General features: G+C 72.5%; 19 protein-coding genes. 7 read left to right on the top strand and 12 right to left on the bottom strand.

The window, feature by feature from the left end; genetic code table 11:
• Positions 1–180: 180 nt before the first annotated feature.
• The 7 genes from pheA to ACZ4WZ_RS05150 form a co-directional block, all read right to left on the bottom strand.
• The gene (gene pheA / locus ACZ4WZ_RS05180; protein WP_467885245.1) at positions 181–1,116 is read right to left on the bottom strand and encodes a prephenate dehydratase; all 936 of its coding nucleotides are present in this window, start codon (positions 1,114–1,116) and stop codon (positions 181–183) included.
• A gap of 42 nt (positions 1,117–1,158) precedes the next feature.
• Positions 1,159–2,442: an iron uptake transporter deferrochelatase/peroxidase subunit gene (gene efeB, locus ACZ4WZ_RS05175; protein ID WP_467885242.1), complete on the bottom strand. Its 1,284-nt coding sequence runs from the start codon at positions 2,440–2,442 to the stop codon at positions 1,159–1,161.
• A gap of 5 nt (positions 2,443–2,447) precedes the next feature.
• Positions 2,448–4,526 (bottom strand): copper resistance CopC/CopD family protein, encoded by a 2,079-nt coding sequence (locus tag ACZ4WZ_RS05170; protein ID WP_467885239.1) that lies wholly within the window; start codon positions 4,524–4,526, stop codon positions 2,448–2,450.
• Between the two features lie 22 nt (positions 4,527–4,548).
• The gene (locus tag ACZ4WZ_RS05165) at positions 4,549–5,097 is read right to left on the bottom strand and encodes a copper chaperone PCu(A)C (protein ID WP_467885236.1); all 549 of its coding nucleotides are present in this window, start codon (positions 5,095–5,097) and stop codon (positions 4,549–4,551) included.
• A complete protein-coding gene (locus tag ACZ4WZ_RS05160) occupies positions 5,094–5,747 on the bottom strand; it encodes an SCO family protein (protein ID WP_467885233.1) in 654 nt (217 codons plus the stop codon). Before ACZ4WZ_RS05160 ends, ACZ4WZ_RS05165 begins: the two co-directional genes overlap by 4 nt.
• Positions 5,748–5,823: 76 nt before the next feature.
• On the bottom strand, positions 5,824–6,561 hold the full coding sequence (locus tag ACZ4WZ_RS05155; protein ID WP_467885230.1) for a YcnI family copper-binding membrane protein: 738 nt from the start codon (positions 6,559–6,561) through the stop codon (positions 5,824–5,826).
• 114 nt (positions 6,562–6,675) lie between these two features.
• Complete coding sequence (locus ACZ4WZ_RS05150) at positions 6,676–7,500, bottom strand: hypothetical protein (RefSeq protein ID WP_467885228.1); 825 nt, start codon at positions 7,498–7,500, stop codon at positions 6,676–6,678.
• 387 nt (positions 7,501–7,887) lie between these two features.
• On the opposite strand from ACZ4WZ_RS05150, the gene ACZ4WZ_RS05145 reads away from it, so the two are divergent.
• Positions 7,888–8,391 carry an ATP-binding protein gene (locus ACZ4WZ_RS05145; protein ID WP_467885225.1) on the top strand — a complete coding sequence of 168 codons (504 nt, stop codon included), beginning with the start codon at positions 7,888–7,890 and terminating at the stop codon, positions 8,389–8,391.
• 91 nt (positions 8,392–8,482) lie between these two features.
• Here ACZ4WZ_RS05145 and ACZ4WZ_RS05140 read toward each other — a convergent pair whose 3' ends face one another.
• Both ACZ4WZ_RS05140 and ACZ4WZ_RS05135 read right to left on the bottom strand, forming a co-directional pair.
• Positions 8,483–9,949: an aminopeptidase P family protein gene (locus ACZ4WZ_RS05140; RefSeq protein WP_467885222.1), complete on the bottom strand. Its 1,467-nt coding sequence runs from the start codon at positions 9,947–9,949 to the stop codon at positions 8,483–8,485.
• A gap of 159 nt (positions 9,950–10,108) precedes the next feature.
• Positions 10,109–11,710, bottom strand: a complete 1,602-nt coding sequence (locus ACZ4WZ_RS05135; RefSeq protein WP_467885219.1) for a PP2C family protein-serine/threonine phosphatase — start codon at positions 11,708–11,710, stop codon at positions 10,109–10,111.
• 419 nt (positions 11,711–12,129) lie between these two features.
• On the opposite strand from ACZ4WZ_RS05135, the gene ACZ4WZ_RS05130 reads away from it, so the two are divergent.
• Positions 12,130–12,858 (top strand): bifunctional DNA primase/polymerase, encoded by a 729-nt coding sequence (locus tag ACZ4WZ_RS05130; protein WP_467885217.1) that lies wholly within the window; start codon positions 12,130–12,132, stop codon positions 12,856–12,858.
• Positions 12,859–13,020: 162 nt separating this feature from the next.
• Positions 13,021–13,581 carry a hypothetical protein gene (locus ACZ4WZ_RS05125; RefSeq protein ID WP_467885214.1) on the top strand — a complete coding sequence of 187 codons (561 nt, stop codon included), beginning with the start codon at positions 13,021–13,023 and terminating at the stop codon, positions 13,579–13,581.
• A 180-nt stretch (positions 13,582–13,761) separates the two neighbouring features.
• On the opposite strand, the gene ACZ4WZ_RS05120 is transcribed toward ACZ4WZ_RS05125, so the two are convergent.
• The 3 genes from ACZ4WZ_RS05120 to ACZ4WZ_RS05110 form a co-directional block, all read right to left on the bottom strand.
• Positions 13,762–14,736: a DUF5926 family protein gene (locus ACZ4WZ_RS05120; RefSeq protein WP_467885211.1), complete on the bottom strand. Its 975-nt coding sequence runs from the start codon at positions 14,734–14,736 to the stop codon at positions 13,762–13,764.
• 135 nt (positions 14,737–14,871) lie between these two features.
• Entirely contained in the window at positions 14,872–15,387 is a 516-nt protein-coding gene (locus ACZ4WZ_RS05115) for an ATP-binding protein (RefSeq protein ID WP_467885209.1), read from the bottom strand.
• A 183-nt stretch (positions 15,388–15,570) separates the two neighbouring features.
• The gene (locus ACZ4WZ_RS05110; protein WP_467885207.1) at positions 15,571–16,371 is read right to left on the bottom strand and encodes a glycerophosphodiester phosphodiesterase; all 801 of its coding nucleotides are present in this window, start codon (positions 16,369–16,371) and stop codon (positions 15,571–15,573) included.
• Between the two features lie 288 nt (positions 16,372–16,659).
• Between ACZ4WZ_RS05110 and ACZ4WZ_RS05105 the strand changes: the two genes are divergently transcribed.
• The 4 genes from ACZ4WZ_RS05105 to ACZ4WZ_RS05090 all read left to right on the top strand — a co-directional run bounded on the left by ACZ4WZ_RS05105 (position 16,660) and on the right by ACZ4WZ_RS05090 (position 20,960).
• Complete coding sequence (locus ACZ4WZ_RS05105) at positions 16,660–18,216, top strand: S1C family serine protease (protein ID WP_467885204.1); 1,557 nt, start codon at positions 16,660–16,662, stop codon at positions 18,214–18,216.
• A 122-nt stretch (positions 18,217–18,338) separates the two neighbouring features.
• Positions 18,339–19,244 carry a LysR family transcriptional regulator gene (locus tag ACZ4WZ_RS05100; protein WP_388932591.1) on the top strand — a complete coding sequence of 302 codons (906 nt, stop codon included), beginning with the start codon at positions 18,339–18,341 and terminating at the stop codon, positions 19,242–19,244.
• A 121-nt stretch (positions 19,245–19,365) separates the two neighbouring features.
• The gene (locus ACZ4WZ_RS05095; RefSeq protein WP_467885200.1) at positions 19,366–19,914 is read left to right on the top strand and encodes a cysteine dioxygenase family protein; all 549 of its coding nucleotides are present in this window, start codon (positions 19,366–19,368) and stop codon (positions 19,912–19,914) included.
• On the top strand, positions 19,914–20,960 hold the full coding sequence (locus ACZ4WZ_RS05090; RefSeq protein ID WP_467885197.1) for a YeiH family protein: 1,047 nt from the start codon (positions 19,914–19,916) through the stop codon (positions 20,958–20,960). The genes ACZ4WZ_RS05095 and ACZ4WZ_RS05090 overlap by 1 nt, the downstream gene beginning before the upstream one ends.
• Positions 20,961–21,003 lie beyond the last annotated feature (43 nt).

The raw sequence follows: 21,003 nt of genomic DNA, 5'->3' as shown, positions 1-21,003 counted from the left end.
GGAATGGCTCGCCCCAAAGAGTTGATTGGTGATACGCGGGTGACGCCGTTCACCTGCCGCTCCCCAGCGCGAAACCTGGGCCACCCGGCCGATATGTCGACCTTGTCGCGCTGCTCTGTCGACTTGTCCCCAGGCCGCCGCCCGGGCCTGTGGATAACTCTGTGGACAGTGGACGGAGGACTACGGCCGGCCGTCGAGGCAGCGAGTCAGCCAGTCGGAGGCCTCGGTGAAGTCGCCGTCGGACGTTCCCGGCCGGGCGGCCCGCACCTCGCTCAGCGCGACACCTGCACGCGGATACGACCCCAGGAAGCGCACCTGGGGACAGGTGCGCTTCAGCCCCATCAGCGCCTCGCTGACCCGGCGGTCGGAGATGTGTCCCTCGGCGTCGACGGCGAAGCAGTAGTTGCCGATGCCCTCGCCGGTCGGACGGGACTGGATCAGCATGAGGTTCACCCCGCGGACGGCGAACTCCTGGAGGAGTTCCAGCAGGGCACCCGGGTGGTCGTCGCCGAGCCACAGCACGACGGAGGTCTTGTCGGCGCCGGTGGGAGCGGCCGGCCGGGCGGGCCGCCCGACGAGCACGAAGCGGGTCTCGGCGTTCTGCGCGTCGTGGATCTCGGTGACCAGCGCCTCCAGCCCGTAGGTGGCGGCGGCGAACTCGCCCGCGAAGGCCGCGTCGAACCGGCCCTCCTGCACCAGCCGGGCGCCGTCGGCATTGGAGGCCGCCGACTCCCACACGGCGTCGGGCAGATGCGTCCGCAGCCAGTTGCGCACCTGCGGCTGGGCGACGGGATGCCCCGTGACCGTCTTGATGTCCGACAGCTTCGTCCCGGGCCGCGCCAGCAGGGCGAAGGCGATCGGCAGCAGCACCTCGCGGTAGATCATCAGCGGCTCGCCGGAGGCCAGCTCGTCGAGCGTGGCGGTGACCCCGCCCTCCACCGAGTTCTCGATCGGCACCAGCGCCGCCGCGGCCTCGCCGTTGCGTACGGCGTCCAGGGCGGCCGGCACCGACACCATCGGGACGAGCTCCCGGGTGGCGGCTTCCGGCAGCGTGCGCAGGGCGGCTTCGGTGAAAGTGCCCTCGGGACCGAGATACGTGAAGCGGGTGGCCGACATGCGGTCAGCCTAATGCCGTGCCACCCGCCGGTGGGGCGCTGTTCACCCTTCGAGCAGGCGCTGCCCGACGTACTCCCCGTCGCGCGGCCCGGGCGGTACGGCGTACAGCCCGCTGGACTCGTGCCGGATGAACTCCGACAGGGCGTCGCCGCGGTCGAGCTTGCGCTGGACCGGGACGAACCCGCGCAGGGGGTCGGCCTGCCAGCAGATGAAGAGCAGCCCGGCGTCGGGCATGCCGTCGGGGCCGATTCCGTCGTGGTAGGAGAAGGGCCGCCGGAGCATCGCCGCCCCGCCGTTCTGCGCGGGGGCGGAGATCCGGGCGTGGGCGTTGGACGGGATGACCGGCTTGCCGTCCGGGCCCAGCTTGTCCAGGGCCATCGCCGTCTTCTCGTCGCCGCCGGTCAGCGGCGCTCCGGTGGCCTTGGTCCGGCCGATGACCTGCTCCTGCCGGGCGAGGGACTGCTTGTCCCAGTCGTCGAGCAGCATCCGGATCCGGCGGACGACGGCGTACGAGCCCCCCGCCATCCAGGAGTGCTCGGCGGGTCCGGGACCAGCGTCCGGTACGAAGATCCGCTTGTCGAAGTCCGGGTCCTTGGGCCGGGGGTTCCCGGTGCCGTCGACCTGGCCCATCAGGTTCCGGGCGGTCATGGGCGAGGCGGTGGCACCGGGGGACCGGTTGAAGCCGTTCATCTGCCAGCGCACCCGGGCGGCTTCCCCGGCGTCCTTCTGTACGGCGCGCAGGGCGTGGAAGGCGACCAGCGCGTCGTCGGCGCCGATCTGGACCCACAGGTCGCCGTTGCTGCGCTGCGGGTCGAGCCGGTCCGAGGAGAAGTCGGGCAGCGGATCGAGGGCTATCGGGCGCCGGGCGGTGAGACCGGTGCGGTCGAAGAAGGAGTGGCCGAAGCCGAAGGTGAGGGTGAGGGAGGAGGGCCCCGCATCCAGGGCGATCCCGCTGTCGGCGGTCGGCGCGGGCTCGCCCGCCATGAGCCGCCGGGCGGTGTCGGACCAGCGGCGCAGCAGTGCGGCGGCTTCCTTGCGGCCGGCGCCCGGTGCCAGGTCGAAGGCGAGGACGTGGCCCTTGGCCTGGAGCGGGTCCGTGATTCCGGCCTGGTGGTCCCCGTGGAAGGCGACCTGGGTGGCGCCGAGGGACGCGAGGGAACCGGCGGCTCCGGGGGAGCCGGCCGGTGAGTCGGAGACCGCTGACCGTACGAGCGCGCCGCCCGTGGCGCCGAGCGCGAGCCCGGCGGCGCCCGTGGCGCCGACCGTGCCCAGCAGTCGGCGCCGGGAGATCTCGATGTCGGGGGTGCTGGTGGTGCTGTCGGTCACGCTGGTCAGCCGATCTTCACGTTCTTCTGGACGGTCGTCTGGTCGATGTCGGAGGTGCGCACGGTCACGTCGATGCGCCATTCGCCCGCGAGCGGCAGCTGGACCCCGGACGCGGTCCAGTGTCCGGCAGCGGCCCGGTCCGGGGTGAGCGGAAGCGGACCGATCTCCTTGGCCGGGAGGGTGAAGGCGATCTTGACCTCCGGGAGGTCCATGGGCTTGCCGTCGGGGCCGTCGGCAAACAGGTGGAGCGTGTTGGCGCCGACCCGGCCGGGGTCGAGCTCCAGCCGGACGGTGCCCTTTCCGTTCTGGCCGCCGGTCTCGAAGGGCAGGGTGATCTTGACCGGGCGGTTGGGCACGGCGGTGCTGGACGCTCCGCCCCGGCCGGCCTCCTGCTCCACCGCGCGTCCGGGTTCGGTGCTGGTCAGGACGGTGGTGACGGCCAGCAGCACGACGGCGACACCGGCCTCGGCGAGTACGGAGCGGCGCAGGCCGGCACGGCCCGGGTCGGCATCGCGGACGCGGGTCTCGCGGGCCTTCTCCCGGGCGGCGCGCTGTCGGGCGAGCTGAGCGGCCCGCTTCGGGTCGGTGGCGTCGGGGTCTGCGCCGTTGGCGGCGTCGGCCCCTTCAGCCTCTTCAGGAGCTCCGGCCCCTTCAGAAGATCCGGCCCCACCCCCTGCTCCGGTTTCGGCGGAATTGCCCTGATTGGTGCCGGTCGATGTTTCACGTGAAACATCGGCTCCCGCGAGCACCTTCGCCGGCTCTTCGGCCCGGACCTCCCCGAGTCGAGCCGTCCACTTCCGCGAGAGGTAGGCGATGCCGATGAGGACGGCGACGAGCGCGACCTTGATCAGCAGCAGCCTGCCGTAGCTGGTGCCGGTGAGGGCGGACCAGCTGCCGACCTGGCGCCAGGACTGGTAGACGCCGGTGACGGCGAGGACCAGGACGCTGACGAAGGCGACCCGGGAGAACCGCCGGACGGCTTCCCGCTCGATGTCCGGCACCTTGCGCAGGGCGATCAGCAGCGCGGTGAGCCCGCCGAGCCACGTGGCCATCGCCAGCAGGTGCAGGATGTCGGCCGGCATCGCGATCGCGGGCTGGATGCCGGTGGAGGCGTGCTCGGAAAGGGCCCAGGTGGCGGCGATGCCACCGGCCACGACCGTCCCGCCGATGCCGAGCCCGAAGGCGAGGTCGCTCGTCTCCTTCTCGTCCTCGGCCGGCCCCTCGGAGCCGCCGGCCCCCGTCGGGTCGGCCGAGAGCTTCTGGCGGCGGGCGTAGGCACCGAAGAGCACGGCGATGAAGAGCGCGGCCGCGCCGAGCAGCAGCAGCCGGGAGAGGAAGGAGGCGCCGGTCTTCGTGTCCAGGACGGCCTTGAGTCCGTCGAGGTCGAAGGCGTCGGCGAACTTCCCCGACCCGGTGTAAGGGGTGCGCAGCACCAGCATCGCCAGGGTGGCCGCGGTGAGGGTGACCCAGCCGCGCACCACCAGCTTCTGCAGCGGGCGCTCCGCGGAGCCGCGGCGCCAGCACAGCAGAATGAACGCGGCACCGCCGACGAGGACGGTGAACCCGGCGTAGGCGGCGTAGCGGGCGATGCCGTAGGCGATGCCGACGGGGCCGCCGCCCACCTTCTGGGTGGGAAGGGCGACGCTGGTCGCCGACGGGGCACCGATGGAGAAGGTGAAGGCGCCGGAGATCGGGTGGCTGTCCGCGGAGACGGCCTGCCAGGCGACGGTGTACGTGCCGTTGGGCAGGCCCGAGTGCAGGGCGGTGCCGTAACGGATGACGGATCCGCTGCACATGTCCCGTAGCTCGCCGGTGTCGACGCGCTTGCCCTGGGGGTCCATGACGCGGATCGAGTCGTCACCCATGGCGACCTGCTCCGAGAAGGAGAGGGTGACCTGGGCGGGCGCCGTGGCGACCACCGCCCCGTCCTGGGGGTCGCTCGCCGTGAGTGCCGCATGCGCCGCGGCCGGGCCTGCCGTGGCGAACAGGGTGGCCAGCAGGGCTGCGAGAACCAGCGCGAGACGCGGCAGGAGTGCCGTGGCCCGGGCACGGGCCGGGTAAGGAGCGGGGGCGGTGGACGTCATGGCGTGTCAGTTCCTCGGTCCGTCAGTGGGCATTGGAGTTCGGCGCGTTGTACGTCCGTTCCTTGACGTCCAGCTCGACCTTGACCGGGTCGGCCTTCTCGAAGCGCAGCTCGATGGTGATCTTTTCGCCGACCTTCGGCTGGCTCTTGAGCCCCATGAACATGATGTGGTTGCCGCCGCGCTGCAGCCGCAGCTCGCCGCCGGCGGGCACGTCCATCGACTGGACCTGCTGCATCTTCTGGTCCTTGGTCTCGTGGATCTGAAGATCGTCCGAGAGCGGGCTGGTGACGGAGACCAGCTTGTCGGCGGTCTTCGAGTCGTTCTTGATGACCATGAAAGCGCCGGCCATCTTGTCGTTGACCGGTTCGGGCATGAAGGCCCCGCTGACCGTCATGGCGGGTTTGCCGGCTTCCGTCCCGGCAGGGGCCTTCGTGTCGGCGGAGGCCTTGGTGCCGGCCGGGGCGGCGGCGCCGGAGCCGGAGTCCGGGTCGGAGGAGGAGCAGCCCGATATGGCGAGTGCTGCCGTCAGGGAGAGGGCGGCGGCGATGGTGCGGATGGTGCGGGCGTTCACGGGTTCTCTCCCTTGATGATCTTCGGCAGGTCCTTGGTGTAGTCGTCGACGGTCGTGCCCTCGCCGTAGAGGACGTAGCCCTCGTCGGTCTTGGGCGAGAACGCGATGACCTGGGCCCCGTGCATGGAGACGACGGTGCCGTCGGCCTCCTTCTTGGGAGCCTCGATACCGATGCCGAGAGATCGGGCGGCGGCCTGGATGGTGGCGAAGTCCCCGGTCAGTCCGGTGAAGGACGGGTCCTGGGCCCGGAGCCACGCGCCGAGGGAGTCGGGGGTGTCCCGCTCCGGGTCGGTGGTGACGAAGACGACCTGGAGCTTGTCCTGGTCGCCCTTGGGGAGTGCCTTCTTGGCGACGGCGACGTTGCTCATCGTCAGGGGGCACACGTCGGGGCAGTTGGTGTAGCCGAAGTAGATGAGCGTCGGCCGGCCCTTGGTCTGCTCGCGCAGGTTCCACGGCTTGCCGGTGGTGTCCGTGAGGACGAGGTCCGGCTTGTCGAAGGGGCGGTCGAGGACGGTCGCGGCCCCGGCCTTGGTCTGGCCGGAGATCTGGGTGACCGAACCGGTCTTCTGAGCGGTCTCACTGCCACAGGCGGTGAGGGCGAGCGCGGTCGCCACCGCGAGGGCGGCGACCGTCACACGTGTGGTGCGCATGAGGAAATGTCCCTGGGATCGGGGATGACGGGTGTCGTGCTGAGGCGTGGAGCGGCGGGCCCGGTGGGCCGTCGCCTCAGGAGGCGCGGCGGCGCGAGGCGATGCCGAAGGCGACGCCGGCGAGTCCGACGACGATGCCCACGATGCCGAGGGTGCGGGCGGTCGTGTCGGAGGCGCTCTTGGCGGCCTCGTCGTGCCCGTCCTTCTCGTCCTTCGCGGCCTTCGCGTCGCCGTTCTTCGCCCCGTCGGCAGCCGGCTTGGCGCTGTCGTTGTGGCCGTCCCCGCCCTTGGCGGCGGTCAGCTTCAGCACCGGCGCGGGAGTCTGCGGCTCAGCGGCGCCTTCCTTGGGCTCCTCGATCCAGCGGACGACCTCGTTGTTGTCGTACGTCTGGATCGCCTTGAAGACCATCTTGTCGACGTTCTCGGGAAGCTTGCCGACGGAGACAGGGAACTGCTGGAACTTGCCGGGCTCGATCTTGCCGCCGGTCCAGGTCACCTTGGTGACGACCTCGTTGATCTGCTTGCCGTGCACGGTCAGCGGCTTGTCGAGCTTCGTCTTCTCGACGGTGGACGTCCAGCCCGGGAGTTCCTGCGGCATGACGGACGTGAGCGGCTGGTCGGCCGGGAAGTTGACCTCGAGCTGGGTGGTCGAGGCGTTGTCCCGCTCGTTGGGGACCTTGAAGCTGAGCGTCGCGTAGCCGCCCTTGGCGGCCTCGCCGGGCTGCACGCTGACGTGCGCGAAGGCGGTACCGGACAGGGCGAGGACGGCGCCGGCGGTGAGGGCGGCGGCGAAGGAGACGCGAGAGGTCTTCATGGCGTGAACACTCCACGGAAGCAGTGGTGACAGTGGCTCCGCGTACGGGCGCGCGCGGAGGTCGCGGCACCGGTGCTCCGGCCGGGTGTCCCGGGGAGCGGACGGGGTGCCGCGTCAGGCTGCGAGGACGAGCGCCGTCGCCGGCGGGCCGCGCCGGATCACGGTGTGCAGCAGTGCGACCCGGCCGGTCGGGGCGGCGGGCTCGGCGGCGCTCCGGCGGGCCCGGGGGCCGCGCGCGGGCGCGCCGGGGAGTCCGGCCGCGAGGGCGCGTACGAAGGCCAGCGCGGCGCGCAGCGGACGTACGGGGTCGGCTTCGGCGGAGAGCCGGGACAGTTCGACGAGCCGGCACAGCGCGGCGTCGCCCCGGGCCAGCAGCCAGCCGGCCGCGAGCGCGGCCAGCAGGTGGCCGATCAGCATGGCCGGGCTGAACAGGCCGGTCGCCGGTGCCGCGGTGCCCCCCGCCAGGTGCGCGTGGGCCGGGTGGCCCTGCGCGGCGGCCTGGGCGGCCACGGCGGCCGGGTCCAGCCCGGCGGCCTCCAGGATCCGCCGGGCGTCGGCCGCGCTCAGCGGTACGGAGTTGCCCCCGCAGACCAGCTGGGCGGCGAGCGCCGCGAGCGAGGCGTCACCGTCGCCGGCCGGTGCCTGTGCGGCTCCGGTGGCGGTGGCGCCGTGCTGGCCGAGCCCGAACAGCGTGTGCAGCCCGAGCTGGCCGACGGCGAGCCCGGCGGCGATGCGGGGCAGCGGCCGCGGGCGTCCCGCGAGGGGGGCCGCGACCGAGAAGACGGCGACGAAGGCCAGGGCCAGGGCCCACCACGGCACGGTCGCGCAGGAGGCCACGGCGTGGCCGGCTGCGGACAGCACGACGCAGACCGCGGTGAACACCGCGGCCCGGGTCATCCGGAGACCTGCTCCGGGGCGTGTCGTGTGGGTGGCAGTCATGGCCGGGCCATCATCGCACTGAGGTGGTGCCCTGCCTACGGCAGGTGCTGGAGGGACCCTTGGGTTCCGGTCTCGGGTCGGCGCCCGGTCCGTCCCGGGTCAGGGCGGTGCCGGCCGGGCGCTCCGCGCCGACCGTGCTCCGACGGCCCGCTGACGGCATGGCGGCGCCGCCGGCGGTGTGCGGACGGCACTCCGAGGGGCTCGGCCCGGGAGGGTGCCCCGGATCCGGGCCCGCCCGCTCCCCCGCCGCGGCTGCCGGACCGGTCCCGTGCCGCCCCCGCAGCGGCGCCGTGTACACCGCCCTCGGGGAACCGCGCATCGGCCGAATGAGGGCTGTGCGGGCTCCCGTGCGCTTACGGGCCGGTACGGGCGGCAATAGGTATCCGTATGAGCATCTGGTGGTCTCTCCACTTGAGGCGCGAAGCCGCGAGCGTGCCGTTCGCCCGGCGGCTGCTGCTGGGGACGATGGAGACCGCGGGGGTGGATCCGGACATCTGCCACGACCTGTCGGTCGCGCTGAGCGAGGCCTGCGCGAACGCGGTCGAGCACGGCGGTCGCGGCGGCTTCCCCGGCGGGCACCCCGGCGGAGGCCTCGGCGGGATCCCGGACGGCGGCGGCGCGGACGGGACCGAGGCGTACCACGTCACGGCCTACCTGGACGGGGACCGCTGCCGCATCGAGGTGACCGATTCGGGCCCGGGATTCCCGCCCTCGGCCGTGGCCCGCGCCGGGTCCTGCGGCCCCCGCCTTGCCGAGAACGGCCGGGGACTGCACCTGATCGAGCAGCTCTCCGACCACGTCCGCTTCCGCAACCGGCCCGGCCGGGGCGCCGTGGTGAGCTTCGACAAGACGCTGAAGTGGCGCGACGACGCGCTGCTGAGGGTCTCGTAGGACGACGGCGGGCGGGAACCGGATCCGGTTCCCGCCCACTCGTGAGCCCACCCGTGAGCCCGCCCGTACCCCGTACGTCCGGGCGCCGGCGTCAGCCCTTGAGCCGCGCCATCCACGCCTCGACCTCGACCGAGGTGCGGGGCAGAGCCGCCGACAGGTTCCGGTTGCCGTCCTCGGTCACGAGGATGTCGTCCTCGATACGGACGCCGATGCCGCGGTACTCCTCCGGCACGGTCAGGTCGTCGGCCTGGAAGTACAGACCGGGCTCGACGGTGAGGCACATGCCCGGCTCCAGAGTGCCCTCGACGTACGCCTCGGTGCGCGCGGCGGCGCAGTCGTGGACGTCCATGCCGAGCATGTGGCCGGTGCCGTGCAGGGTCCAGCGGCGCTGCAGTCCGAGCTCCAGGACCCGCTCGACCGGGCCCTCCAGCAGGCCCCACTCGACCAGCTTCTCGGCCAGGACGTGCTGCGAGGCGTCGTGGAAGTCGCGGAACTTGGCGCCGGGCTTGACGGCGGCGATGCCGGCTTCCTGGGACTCGTACACCGCGTCGTAGATCTTGCGCTGGATGTCGCTGTACGTGCCGTTGATCGGCAGCGTGCGCGTGACGTCGGCGGTGTAGAGGGAGTCGGTCTCCACTCCGGCGTCGAGCAGCAGCAGGTCGCCGGAGCGGACCGCGCCGTCGTTGCGGACCCAGTGCAGGGTGCAGGCGTGGGCACCGGCGGCCGCGATGGTGCCGTAGCCGACGTCGTTGCCCTCGACGCGGGCGCGCAGGAAGAAGGTGCCCTCGATGTAGCGCTCGGAGGTCGCCTCGGCCTTGTCGAGCACCTTCACGACGTCCTCGAAGCCGCGGACGGTGGAGTCGACGGCCTTCTGCAGCTCACCGATCTCGAAGGCGTCCTTCACGGCACGGGCCTCGGAGAGGTAGACGCGCAGCTCCTCGTCGCGCTCCTTGGTCACCTTGTCGGTGAGGGCGGACTCGATGACGGAGTCGTGGGCGCGGACCACGCGCACCGGGCCGGTGGCCTCGGTGAGGGCCTGGGGGAGCTCGCGCACGTCCTTGGCCGGGATGCCCAGGAGCTGCTCGGCCTCGGTGAGGGAGTGGCGGCGGCCGACCCAGAGCTCGCCCTGGCCGGACAGCCAGAACTCGCCGTTCTCGCGGTCGGAGCGGGGCAGCAGGTAGATGGTGGCCTGGTGGCCGGTCTCCCCGGTGGGCTCCAGGACCAGGACGCCGTTCTCGGTCTGGTCACCGGTGAGGTACGCGTACTCGGTCGAGGCGCGGAAGGGGTACTCGGTGTCGTTCGAGCGGGTCTTCAGGCGGCCCGCCGGAACGACCAGGCGCTCGCCGGGGAAGCGCGCGGACAGCGCGGCGCGGCGGTCGGCGGTGTGGCCGGCCTGGGCGATGGGCTCCAGACCGTGCAGCTCGGTGTCGGCCCAGCCGGTCCGCATGTTCTCCGCAAGCTCGTCGCTGACGCCCGGGTACAGCCCGTTCTTGCGCTGCTTGTGCTTCTTCTGGGGCTGCTCTTCTTCCGGGGTCTCCGGGGTGAGCTCGTCAGCCACGTCTTCTCCTCAGCTGCTACGACATGCAAGGACCGGGTACGGACCCCGTCCATCGTATGTGCGAAGGGAAGGCTCCCGGCTCGACTTGTGACATATCAGTCAAACCGGGCGCAGACCTCCGCGAGCTGCCGCTGGCGGCCCCGAGCCGCGGACCAGGACTCAGTCGAACCGGGCCGCGAGCAGTACGACGTCCTCGGGCTCCTCGGCCGTGCCGGCCCCCTCCTCGGGCAGCACCGTCCTCAGGATGTGCTCGCAGATGGCGGCCGGGTCCTCCCGCGCACCGCGCGGAACCCCCGCCGCCGCCGCGTGCAGCCGCGCGTAGGCCCGGTCCATGGCGTCACCGGTGCGCCGCAGCAGCCCGTCGGTGTAGAGAAGCACCGTTTCTCCGGGCGCGGGTTCGATCTCCACGCTCGGCGCCTCCCAGCACGCCAGCATCCCCAGCGGTGCGGAGAGGGAGGTCTCCACGTACTCGGTCCGGCGCTCGCCGATGAGCAGCGGCGGCGTGTGCCCGGCTCCGGCCAGGACGATCTTGCGGGCGGCGGGCTCGCAGTACGCGAAGAGCGCGGTCGCCGAGCGCGCGGGCTCGGTCAGGCGCAGCAGCAGCTCCAGGTCGGACAGGACCGCGACGGGGTCCTCCCCCTCCATCACGGCGTACGCGCGCAGCGAGGCCCGCAGCCGTCCCATCGCCGCTACCGCGCTCGGGCCGGAGCCGGTGACGGACCCGACGGCCAGCCCCATGGCGCCCTCGGGCAGCGGCAGCGCGTCGTACCAGTCGCCGCCGCCGCGCGGCCCGCTGCGGTGCCGGGCGGCGAGCTGCACCCCGGGGATCCGCGGCAGCCGGCTGGGCAGCAGTTCCTCGGCGATGGTGGCGAGCCGGTCGCGCGAGCGCGTGACCTCGACCATCCGGGCCAGGTGCTCGGCGGCGTGCCGGACGTACAGCCCGGCCAGGTCGCGCTGGCGGTCGCTCGGCTCGGCCTGCTCGTCGTACAGCCACACGGCGGCACCGAGCCGGCCGGCGGCATCGGCGGTCACCGGCAGCGCGTAGCTCGCGGCGTAACCGAGCCGGGCCGCGACCTCCCGGTGGCGGGGGTCGACGGGGGGCTCGTGGCCACCGGCTCCCGCAACCGCCGCCGTGCCCGGCTCCGGCAGCACTTCGGAGCCGCCGTGGGCGTCGGGGAGGCCGTCCAGGATCCGGCCGTACGACGTGGCGCTGCGCGGCACCGTCTCGATGTGCCCGAGGTCCGCGCGGCCCAGGCCGAGGCCGATGGTGGTGGCGGGGCCGAGGCCGTCGGAGGGCTCCAGGACCACCATCCCGCGGCGCGCGCCGACGAGGGCGGCTCCGGCGCGCAGGAATTCCCGCAGGGAGGAGTCGAGGTCAGCGGCCCGGGCGAGGCGCTCGGTGAGCTCGTGGAGGGTGGTGAGATCGGAGACCATGCCCGCGAGCCGGTCCTGGATGACGCTGCTCGCCGGGGGCGGGGCGCCGGGGGCGGGTGCGGTCCTGGCGGAGGGCGAGCCGGAAGTTCCCGGCGCGGCCGGGGGTGTGGATGTCGTGGGAGTGGAGCCGGGTGTGGGCGCCGCAGTGTGCGCTGACGCTGTAACTGCTGGATCGATTCCAGCCACTTTCGGCAGATGCGGGGCGCTCATGGCGTCCGCCTTTCCACCTGGTGCGATTCGCCATATAGCATCGCAAACCCCCAGATCGTGCTGCGCCGCCATCAATGGATCCACATCTACACGCACACGAGGATCGATGTCCAGCATTGCCCAGGCGGGAATACTGGTGTCCGTGGGACGGCAACTCACTGTCCAGCCAGGGCTAAACTTGGCCGGAAAAAGCGCCGAGCAGACGGTTTTTGCGATCGACTGTACGGGCGCTCCAGGGGCTCCGGGTACGTAATCGATGGTGCCCGGGGTCAGTTGACGCCTCCCGGCGCCGCCGGGAACCGCCCGGCGCGGCCGGCCGTCCTTAGCGGCGGCAGCCGGTTTCGAGACCGGTGCGGGTCGACCGGACCGCTCGCTCCGGGTCCCCGCCGGACGTTTGACGGACCCGTAAGAAAACGGCACGAACCGTGTGAACCTGCTTCTGGCGGACAGTGACGCGAAACGTGTACGTGTGGTGAAACACCGGTTACATGGTGTGATGTGGCCCTTCGGCGTTCAACGGAAAGGAACGAGCGCTCATGCGCGAGATCCTCGGAAGGCGTCTCAAGCGGCTCCGCGATCGCTTGAAATTCCCGCGGGCCGCCTCCCGCCCGGCCGTGGCAGCCGTGGACGGCGCCCCCGCCGCCTCCCTGCTGGACGGGGCGCTGACCTGCGCCACCGCCTGGCACTGGCCCGTACTGCCGGGCGTCGGCCGGGCCGGCGCCGACAGCGCGCGGTGCGCCTGCCCGGACCCGGACTGCGTGGTGCCCGGCGCGCACCCCTTCGACCCGGGGCTGCTCGCCGCCACGACCGACGCCCGGATGGTGGCCTGGTGGTGGACCAGGCGCCCGGCCGCCCCGGTGCTGCTGGCCACCGGCGGGAACGCGCCGTGCGCGGTGAGCCTGCCGGCCGGTGCGGCCGCGCGGGCCGTCGTACGGCTGGACGCGCAGGGCATGCGGCTCGGTCCGGTCGTCGCCACGCCCACCCGGTGGTCCCTGCTGGTGGCGCCGTACTCGCTGGAGCGGCTCGGCGAACTCCTCTACGCGAAGGACCACGTGCCCTCCTCGCTGCGCTTCCACGGCGAGGGCGGCTACCTGCTGCTGCCGCCGTCCACGGCCGGCGGCGGCGGGCAGGTCCGCTGGGAGCGGGAACCCGTGCCGGAGCCGGGGCCGCGCGGGATGTGGCTGCCGGACGTGGAAGCGGTCGTGGACGCGCTCGTCGAGGCGAGCAGCGGTGCGCCGGGCGGCGGCAGTCGGCTGGCGTACTGATCGGGCGGCCCGGCTGCCCGTTCCGGGTGCCCGGTCCGTCCGGCCCGCCCCGGGTGTCGGGGGGCCGCCGCATCACTCGTACGGGTGCCAGCGCGACGAGTTTCCAAGGGAATTGGGCGCGGGCATCTCCGCGCCCCTTTCCCGCGTCGCTATCTTCGGCGAATGAATCTCCGCCTGATCGGTATCGGCGCCGGTGTGCTGATCATCTTGTCGCTTCCCCTGGCCGGAGCGATCGCCGGGCCGGATTTCGCCGGTCAGAGTGACGGAAAAGGCGGGGGCTTGCTCTCGTCGCTCGGCCTTTCCCATGCTTCCGGTACGCCGGACGGGGCGCGGCCGGCCACGGCGCCGACGCGGCCCGGGCCTGCCGAGCAGCCGCGTACCGACTCCCGGTGCGGGCCTGAACTCTCCGCTCCGCAGGGGCTGGAGGCGCAGACGTGCATCCTGGAGAGCGCGGGCAAGACCTGGGGCCGCAGCTACTACCGCAACACCGGCGGGCGGGCGCTGGACGCCGTACTGACCGTGATGGGGCCCGCCGGCCGGACCGTGCAGATCCGCTGTGCGGTGGGCGCGGGGGACGAGCCCGGGCTGTGCGAGACGCCCCGGGCGGATTCCGCCGGGGCTCCGGAGGAGTACTCGGCTGTAGCGGAGTTTGCAGTTCCGGATGATGAAGGGCGACTGCTGCTGCGGTCCGGGAGCAACTCACCGGTCCCGGGCGAAGGATGAGCGCCACCGGAAAGACAAGGCCCGGTCGCTGGCGACGGGGGATGCACCAGCGACCGGGCTACAAGAACGGTAACAAGAGATCGCCTGTTCGCAAATTCGATCTCTGATATTCAGACATCGATTTGCAGACGATTAGCGGGAGTTGTGACCCCAGTCACCGGGCCCGCGACTGTCCGCCCGTCAGCTGAGCGTGACCTGGCGGTTCGTCAGTCCGCCGCGCGCCCGGCGCTCGTCGGCGGTCAGCGGCGCGTCGGTGGACAGGGCCGTGGCCAGCCGCTCCGCGAACTCGGCGGCGGGCTTCTCCACGTCCTCCGCGGAGACCCCGGTGGGCAGGTCCCAGACCGGGACGACGAGACCGTGGGCGCGGAAGGAACCGACGAGCTTCGTGCCCTCGCCGAGGGAGGACGTGCCCGCCGCGTGCAGCCGCGCGAGGGCGTCGAGGAGCTTCTCCTCGGGGTGCGGCATGACCCAGCGCAGGTGGTTCTTGTCGGGGGTCTCGCACCAGTAGGCCGCGTCCACGCCCGTCAGCTTGACGGTCGGGATGGCGGCGGCGTTGGCGCGTTCCAGCGACGCGGCGATCTCCGGGGAGGCGTTCTGGGCGCTCTCCGCCTCCGGAATCCAGAATTCGAAGCCCGTGTGCACAACCGGCTCGAAAACGCCGTCCAGATCGAGGAGATCCTGAAGTCGGGGACCCTCGGCCTGAACCCGGCGGGCGGGAACCGGGGTGCCGGGCTCGGCGACGAGCGCGCGCTCCAGGGTGTCGGCCATGTCGCGGGACAGGTCGCCGCTGTTCGACTCGTTCTGGAGGCCGAGCAGGACCGAGCCGTCCTCGCGCCGCAGCGCCGGCCAGGCCATGGGCAGTACGGTCACCAGGGTGACGGAGGGGACGCCCTCGGGCAGACCGCCCTTGAGGGTCAGCGGGACGGTGGCCGCGGGGACGAGCTCGCGCAGCGCCACCCAGTCGCACTCGCCCGGCAGTCCCTCGAACGGGCGCTGCACGTGCTCGGTCGCGGCGTGCGAGGCGGCCGCGCCGTGGCAGGCCTTGTAGCGGCGCCCGGACCCGCAGGGGCAGGGCTCGCGCGCGCCGACGACCGGGATCTCCCCGTTCTCGAGCTGGGGCTTCGCGGTCTTCGCGGCGGGGCGCTTCTTGGCCATCGTGGGTGTCTCCCGGTTGCGGCGGTACGGCGGTGTCTCTGGGCGCGAGCCTAGCCGTTCGTACCGCCGGAACCGGTGGGGTGCGGCCGGGAGCACGGTCGGCGTGCGCTCCCGGACGGCCGCCGGGGACCCGCCTCACGGATCCAGATCGTCGAAGACCGATACGAAGTCCATCGCCGGGGCAGTGACGCGCGTAGCGAAATCCTCGTGCCGGGGCCCCCGGGCGACGATCACCCACACGGTGACCTCACCCGCCGCTCCGTCCCGTACACCCCAGTCCTGGGCCAGGGCGCTGATGATGTTCAGCCCCCGGCCGCCGTGCGCGGTGACCGAAGGCGTGGCCGGAATCGGGCGGGTGGGGCCGCCGCCGTCCGTGACCTCGACCGTCAGCCGCCCCGCCGTGTCGACGCGCCACGCGGCGCGTATCTCCCCGTCTCCGATCTCGCGCCGGCCCAGCGGCCTGCCGTGCCGGCAGGCGTTGCTGAGCAGTTCGGAAAGGATCAGTTCGGCATCGTCCACGACCGATTCGGAAAGGCCGCTCATGCGCAGCTGTTCGCGCATCCGGTGTCTCGCCTCACCCACGCCCGCAGGACCATGGCGTATGTCCATGCACGACGACGTGGGCACTTCTTGTGCCATCACCAACGCCACCCCCGGAACCTCCTTAGCCCCACGCCAAGGTCTGGATGCCCCAATGGCCTGGACCGGAAACCGCCGTGACGAGGCCCTCTGACACCGTCCTGACGCATTCGTGACCGTCGGACGCGGAGCGGATGCGCCGGTGCACTCCCTGTCACGCGCGGGACGGGTGTGACAGGTGGGCAAATCGGGACGTCAGCGCCCGAGTTGTGACAGAACCTGGCGTGGCCTGTTCGTGATGATCGCTTCTACACCCAGATCAGCGCATAGCTGAACATCCTCAGGAGCGTTCACCGTCCATACGTGTACGGAGTGCCCGGCGGCCTGGAGCTTGCGGATGAAGCCGGGGTGGTTGCGCACGATCCGCATGGCCGGGCCGGCGATCCGCACCCCGGCGGGCAGCCGCCCGTCGCGCATCCGCGGCGAGACGAACTGCATCAGGTACACGGTCGGTACCGTCGGCGCGGCCGCGCGGACCCGGTGCAGGGAGCGGGCGGAGAAGCTCATGACCCGGACCGGGTGGGGGCCCTCGGCGGGCGGGGCGTCCAGCCCGAAGCGCTTGAGGAGGAAGAGGAGGCGCTCCTCCACCTGTCCGGCCCAGCGGGTGGGGTGCTTGGTCTCGATCGCGAGCTGGACGGGCCGGCCGGCGTCGGCGACCAGCTCCAGCAGCCGTTCCAGGGTGAGCACGGAGGTGCGCTCGGGGTCGGCGTCCCAGTCGGGGGACTCCTCGCGGTCCTTCCAGGAGCCGAAGTCGAGGGCGGCGAGGTCGGCGAGCTCCAGGGCGGACACGGCGCCGCGGCCGTTGGAGGTGCGGTTCACGCGGCGGTCGTGCACCAGGACCAGGTGTCCGTCGGCGGTCAGCCGGATGTCGCATTCGAGGGCGTCGGCACCGTCCTCGATGGCCTTCCGGTACGCGGCCAGGGTGTGCTCGGGGGCGTCCTCCGAGGCGCCGCGGTGGGCGACGACCTGGATGGGGCTCGTCAATGCGTGGGTCACCCGGTCATGGTGCCACCGAGGGGCCTCCGGCGGCGGGGTGAGTCCTGGGGATGCGTCCTATATGTCGGATATAAAGGATGGAGGCAGATGCACAGGTCCGGCTTACAGTGCCCTGACGGGTCATGGGAAAGGCTTCACTCTGGAACTTGTACGGCACGTCGAACGTTCAGTCGGACCGATGCCAGGTGGGCATCGGGCCGGTTTCGCCTGATATGACCAGAGCCTAGACGCCCAGAGCCTGTGCAGCCGTGCAAGCCTGTAAGCCGTGTGTGACGAGGAGAGAGCGCTGTGAGCACCGAGAACGAGGGCACCGCGGCCCCGACGCCCCCCGCGGCCCCGTCCGTACCCCCCGCGCCGGCCGCCTCCACCCCCGACCTGGCGAAGGCTCCGGCCGCGCCCGAGGCTCCGGCCGCCCCGGCCGCGCCCGTGGCCGTGGCCGCGGAGGGTGCGCCCGGCCGGCCTCCGGAGGCCCCGGCCCCCGCCCCCGCGCAGGGTGCCGAGCACACCCAGCAGCTGCCGCCCACCCCGGCGGCGCCGCCTTCCGCGCCCCCCGCCTACGGCTATGGGCACCCGCAGGCCCAGGCCCCCGCCGCTCAGACGGCGTACGGCGCCGAAGCCTGGCCCCCGCCGCCGCCCGCGGTCCCCGCGTACGGTGTGACCGGCGGCCACGGCGGTGGCGCCTGGGGCGCCCCGCTCACCACCGACGGCACCCCGCCGCCCAAGCCGAAGGGCAAGGGCGGCCTCGTGGCGGCCGTCCTGGCGGCGGCCCTCCTCGCGGGCGGCGTCGGCGGCGGCGTCGGCTACTGGGCGGCCGAGCGGAACGACAGCGGCGGCTTCGGCTCCACCACCATCACCGCGGGCAACACCCCGAAGGACGTCAAGCGGGACGCCGGCTCCGTCGCGGGTCTCGCCGCGAACGCCCTGCCCAGCGTCGTCACCATCGAGGCCTCGGCCGGCGACGGCGAGGGCGGGACGGGCACCGGCTTCGTCTACGACCAGCAGGGCCACATCCTCACCAACAACCACGTGGTCGCCTCCGCCGCGAACGGCGGCAAGCTGTCCGCGACCTTCTCCGACGGCAAGAAGTACGAGGCCGAGGTGATGGGCCGGGCCGAGGGCTACGACGTGGCCGTGCTCAAGCTGAAGAACCCGCCCGCGGGCCTCAAGCCGCTGCCGCTGGGGGACTCCGACAAGGTCGCGGTCGGCGATCCCACGATCGCGATCGGCGCCCCCTTCGGCCTGTCGAACACGGTCACCACCGGCATCGTCAGCGCCAAGAACCGCCCGGTGGCCTCCGGGGACGGCTCCGGCGGCAAGAGCTCGTACATGAGCGCCCTGCAGACGGACGCCTCCATCAACCCGGGCAACTCCGGCGGACCGCTGCTCGACGGCCGCGGCGCGGTCATCGGCATCAACTCGGCTATCCAGTCCGCCGGGAACGGCGGATTCGGCGGCGGCCAGGCCGGTTCCATCGGGCTCGGCTTCGCCATCCCCATCAACCAGGCCAAGAACGTCGCGGAGTCCCTGATCAAGACGGGCAAGCCGGTCTACCCGGTGATCTCCGTCTCCGTGGACCTCCAGTCCAAGGTGGACGGCGCCAAGATCTCCGAGCAGGGCGCGCCCCCGAACGAGCTGGTCGACCCCAACGGCCCGGCCGGCAAGGCGGGCCTCAAGCCCGGCGACATCATCACCGAGTTCGGCGGCAAGCCGGTCGACAGCGGCCGGACCCTGATCAGCCTGATCTGGACGTACAAGCCGGGCGACACGGTGAAGCTGACCTACCTGCGCGCCGGCAAGCCGACCACGGTCGACATCACGCTCGGCTCGCGCGTCGGCGACAAGTAGCCGCGAGCAGCCGCGGACGAGCGGACGAAGCGGCGAGGAGCCGCTCGACAGTGGCTTGATGGGAGGGGCCGTGGCCGGGATTCCGCCTACGGTCCCTCCCAATATCTGCTTATGCTTCGCTCGTGTTCGATTCACGGCACATACGGACATTCCACGAAGTGGTCGCCGCGGGCTCGTACTCGGCGGCCGCTCGCGTCCTGGGCTACACCCAGCCCGCGATCACCCAGCAGATGAAGGCGCTCGAACGCGCCGTCGGCACCCCGCTGTTCACCCGCGTCGGCCGCCGGATGAAGCTCACCGAGGCCGGTGAGTCCCTGGCCCGGCACGCCGAGTCCATCCTCGGCAGCCTCTCCGCCGCCGAGGCCCAGCTGAAGGCGTACACGCGGCTGCGTACCGGCCGGGTGCGGGTCTGCGGATTCCCCAGCGCCAATGTCACGCTCGTCCCGGAAGCCCTCAGCGGCCTCGCGAAGGACCACCCCGGCGTCCAGGTCGAGCTGCTGGAAGGCGAGCCCCCGGAGTCCCTGCGCCGGCTCCAGAGGGGGGAGTGCGACATCACCCTCGCCTTCACCTACCCCGGCCTGCACGAGGAGATCCCGGAGGAGGTGGCCGAGGTCAGGCTGCTGGAGGACCAGCTCACGGTGCTGCTGCCGACCGGCCACCCGCTCGCCCGCCGCCGGGCCGTTCACCTCGCCGACCTCGCCGAGGAGCGCTGGATAGCGGGCTGCCCGCGCTGCCGCGCGAACCTGCTGCACGAGTGCGCCGAGCTGGGATTCGTACCCGACATCCGCTTCGCGACCGACGACAACCTGGTGGTCCAGAGCCTGGTCGCACAGGGTCTGGGCGTGGCGATGATGCCCGCCCTGGTGCTCCCCTCTCTCTCCCTCAGCCGGGTCTGCGGGCGGGTGCTGGAGCCGGCCGCCCGCCGCCACATCGCCGCGTACGTCTACCGCGACCACCTGCGGATACCGGCTACGGCGGTGGTGCTCGACGAGCTGAAGAGGGCCGCGTCCAACCGCGTCGGCTGCTGACTCGATGGTTCCCCCGCCCTGACCCGAGGATTCCCCGCCCGTCGGATCCATAAGCTGTGCTTGGGATTTCAGGTCACAACTGTCGTTGGACGTGATGGATGCGCCGACGGACGCTGCCTGTATGACCACCACCACGCCGGCCCGCACGACCACGAGGATGGCCGCCCTCGTCAGTGAGATCCGCAGCGTCGTCGACCGGGGTCTGGCCCCCGACCTGACCGCCTACCTGGTCGGTGAGCGGCTCGCCCCGCACCTGGGCACGGCCGACCTGCTGACCGCCGAGCAGCAGGAGGGTGACCCGGAGCGCTACCGTCAGCACATCCTGCACGCCGAGCACGACGGCAGCTTCTCGGTCGTGGCCCTGGTCTGGATGCCAGGCCAGGAGACCTGTATCCACGACCACGTCTCGTGGTGCGTGGCCGGTGTGCACCAGGGCGAGGAGAGCGAGCGCCGCTACCGGCTCGCACCCGGCGCGGACGCCGCCCGCCTGGTGGCCACCGAGGACGTGGTCAACGCCCAGGGCGAGGTCTGCGGCTTCGCGCCGCCCGGGGACATCCACAAGGTGCGCAACTCCTGCACCGACAAGGCGATATCGATCCACGTCTACGGTGCCGACGTCTCCCGCCTGGGCAGCAGCATCCGCCGCGTCTACACGCTCCCCGTCGACTGATGGCCCTCCTCCACCGCCCCCGGAGCGAGGCGGTCCGCCATGTTTCACGTGAAACACCCACCGCCTGGCCGGGGTTGGGGATGGCCGCCGCCGGTGCGCTGGTGGCATGGGGTGTGCACCGGTTGCTCCCCGGTGTGCCGATGCTGACCGCCTCGGTGGTGCTCGGGATCGCGGTGGCCCACCTTCCCAGCGTACGGACCGTCGTGCGCGGACCGGCCCGCCCGGGCCTGTCCCTGGCCGGCCGGCGGCTGATGCGGATCGGCATCGTCCTGCTGGGCCTCGGTCTGGGCCTGGACCAGGTGCTGCGGCTGGGCTGGTCGACGGTGGCCATGGTGGGCGCGGTGGTCGCCGCCACCTTCTTCGGCACGGTCTGGCTCGGCCGCCGCCTGGGGCTCCCGGGGGACCAGCCCCTGCTGATCGCCACCGGGTACTCGATCTGCGGGGCCTCGGCCATCGGCGCGGTGAGCGAGGTCTCCGGCAGCGACGAGGAGGACGTGGCCGCCTCGGTGGCGCTGGTCACCCTGTGCGGGACCCTGGCCATCGCGGTACTCCCGCTCCTCCAAGGGCCCTTGGGACTTTCCGACCCGGCCTTCGGGCGGTGGGTGGGGGCGAGCGTCCACGATGTCGGCCAGGTGGTGGCGACGGCCCAGACCGCGGGTCCCGGGGCGCTCGGCGACGCGGTGCTGGTCAAGCTGATGCGGGTGGCCCTGCTCGCCCCGCTGGTGGCGGCGGTGGCCCTCTCGATGCGGGCCCGGCGGCGCGGCGTACGCACGTCCTCGGGACGGCGTCCGGCTCCGGTGCCGCTGTTCGTCGCCGGGTTCCTGGCGGCGGCCGCACTGCGCGCGACGGGTCTGCTGCCGGGCGCGGCACTGGACTGGGCCCACACGGCGCAGGAGGCCCTGCTGGCGGCGGCGCTGTTCGGGCTGGGCAGCGCGGTCCACCTGCCGACCCTGGCCCGTACCGGCGGGCGCGCGGCAGTGCTCGGGCTCGGGGCCTGGGTGGTGGTGGCGGGGGTCTCGTACGCGGGGGTCCTCGCGACCACATGACGGTGGCATGCGGGGCGAGTTGGCCATTTCGTGGCCGGAACCG

The organism is Streptomyces sp. NPDC029122, from assembly GCF_055569445.1.
The sequence above is the reverse complement of the archived record's forward strand: the minus strand, read 5'-3'. Positions and strand labels throughout refer to the sequence as shown.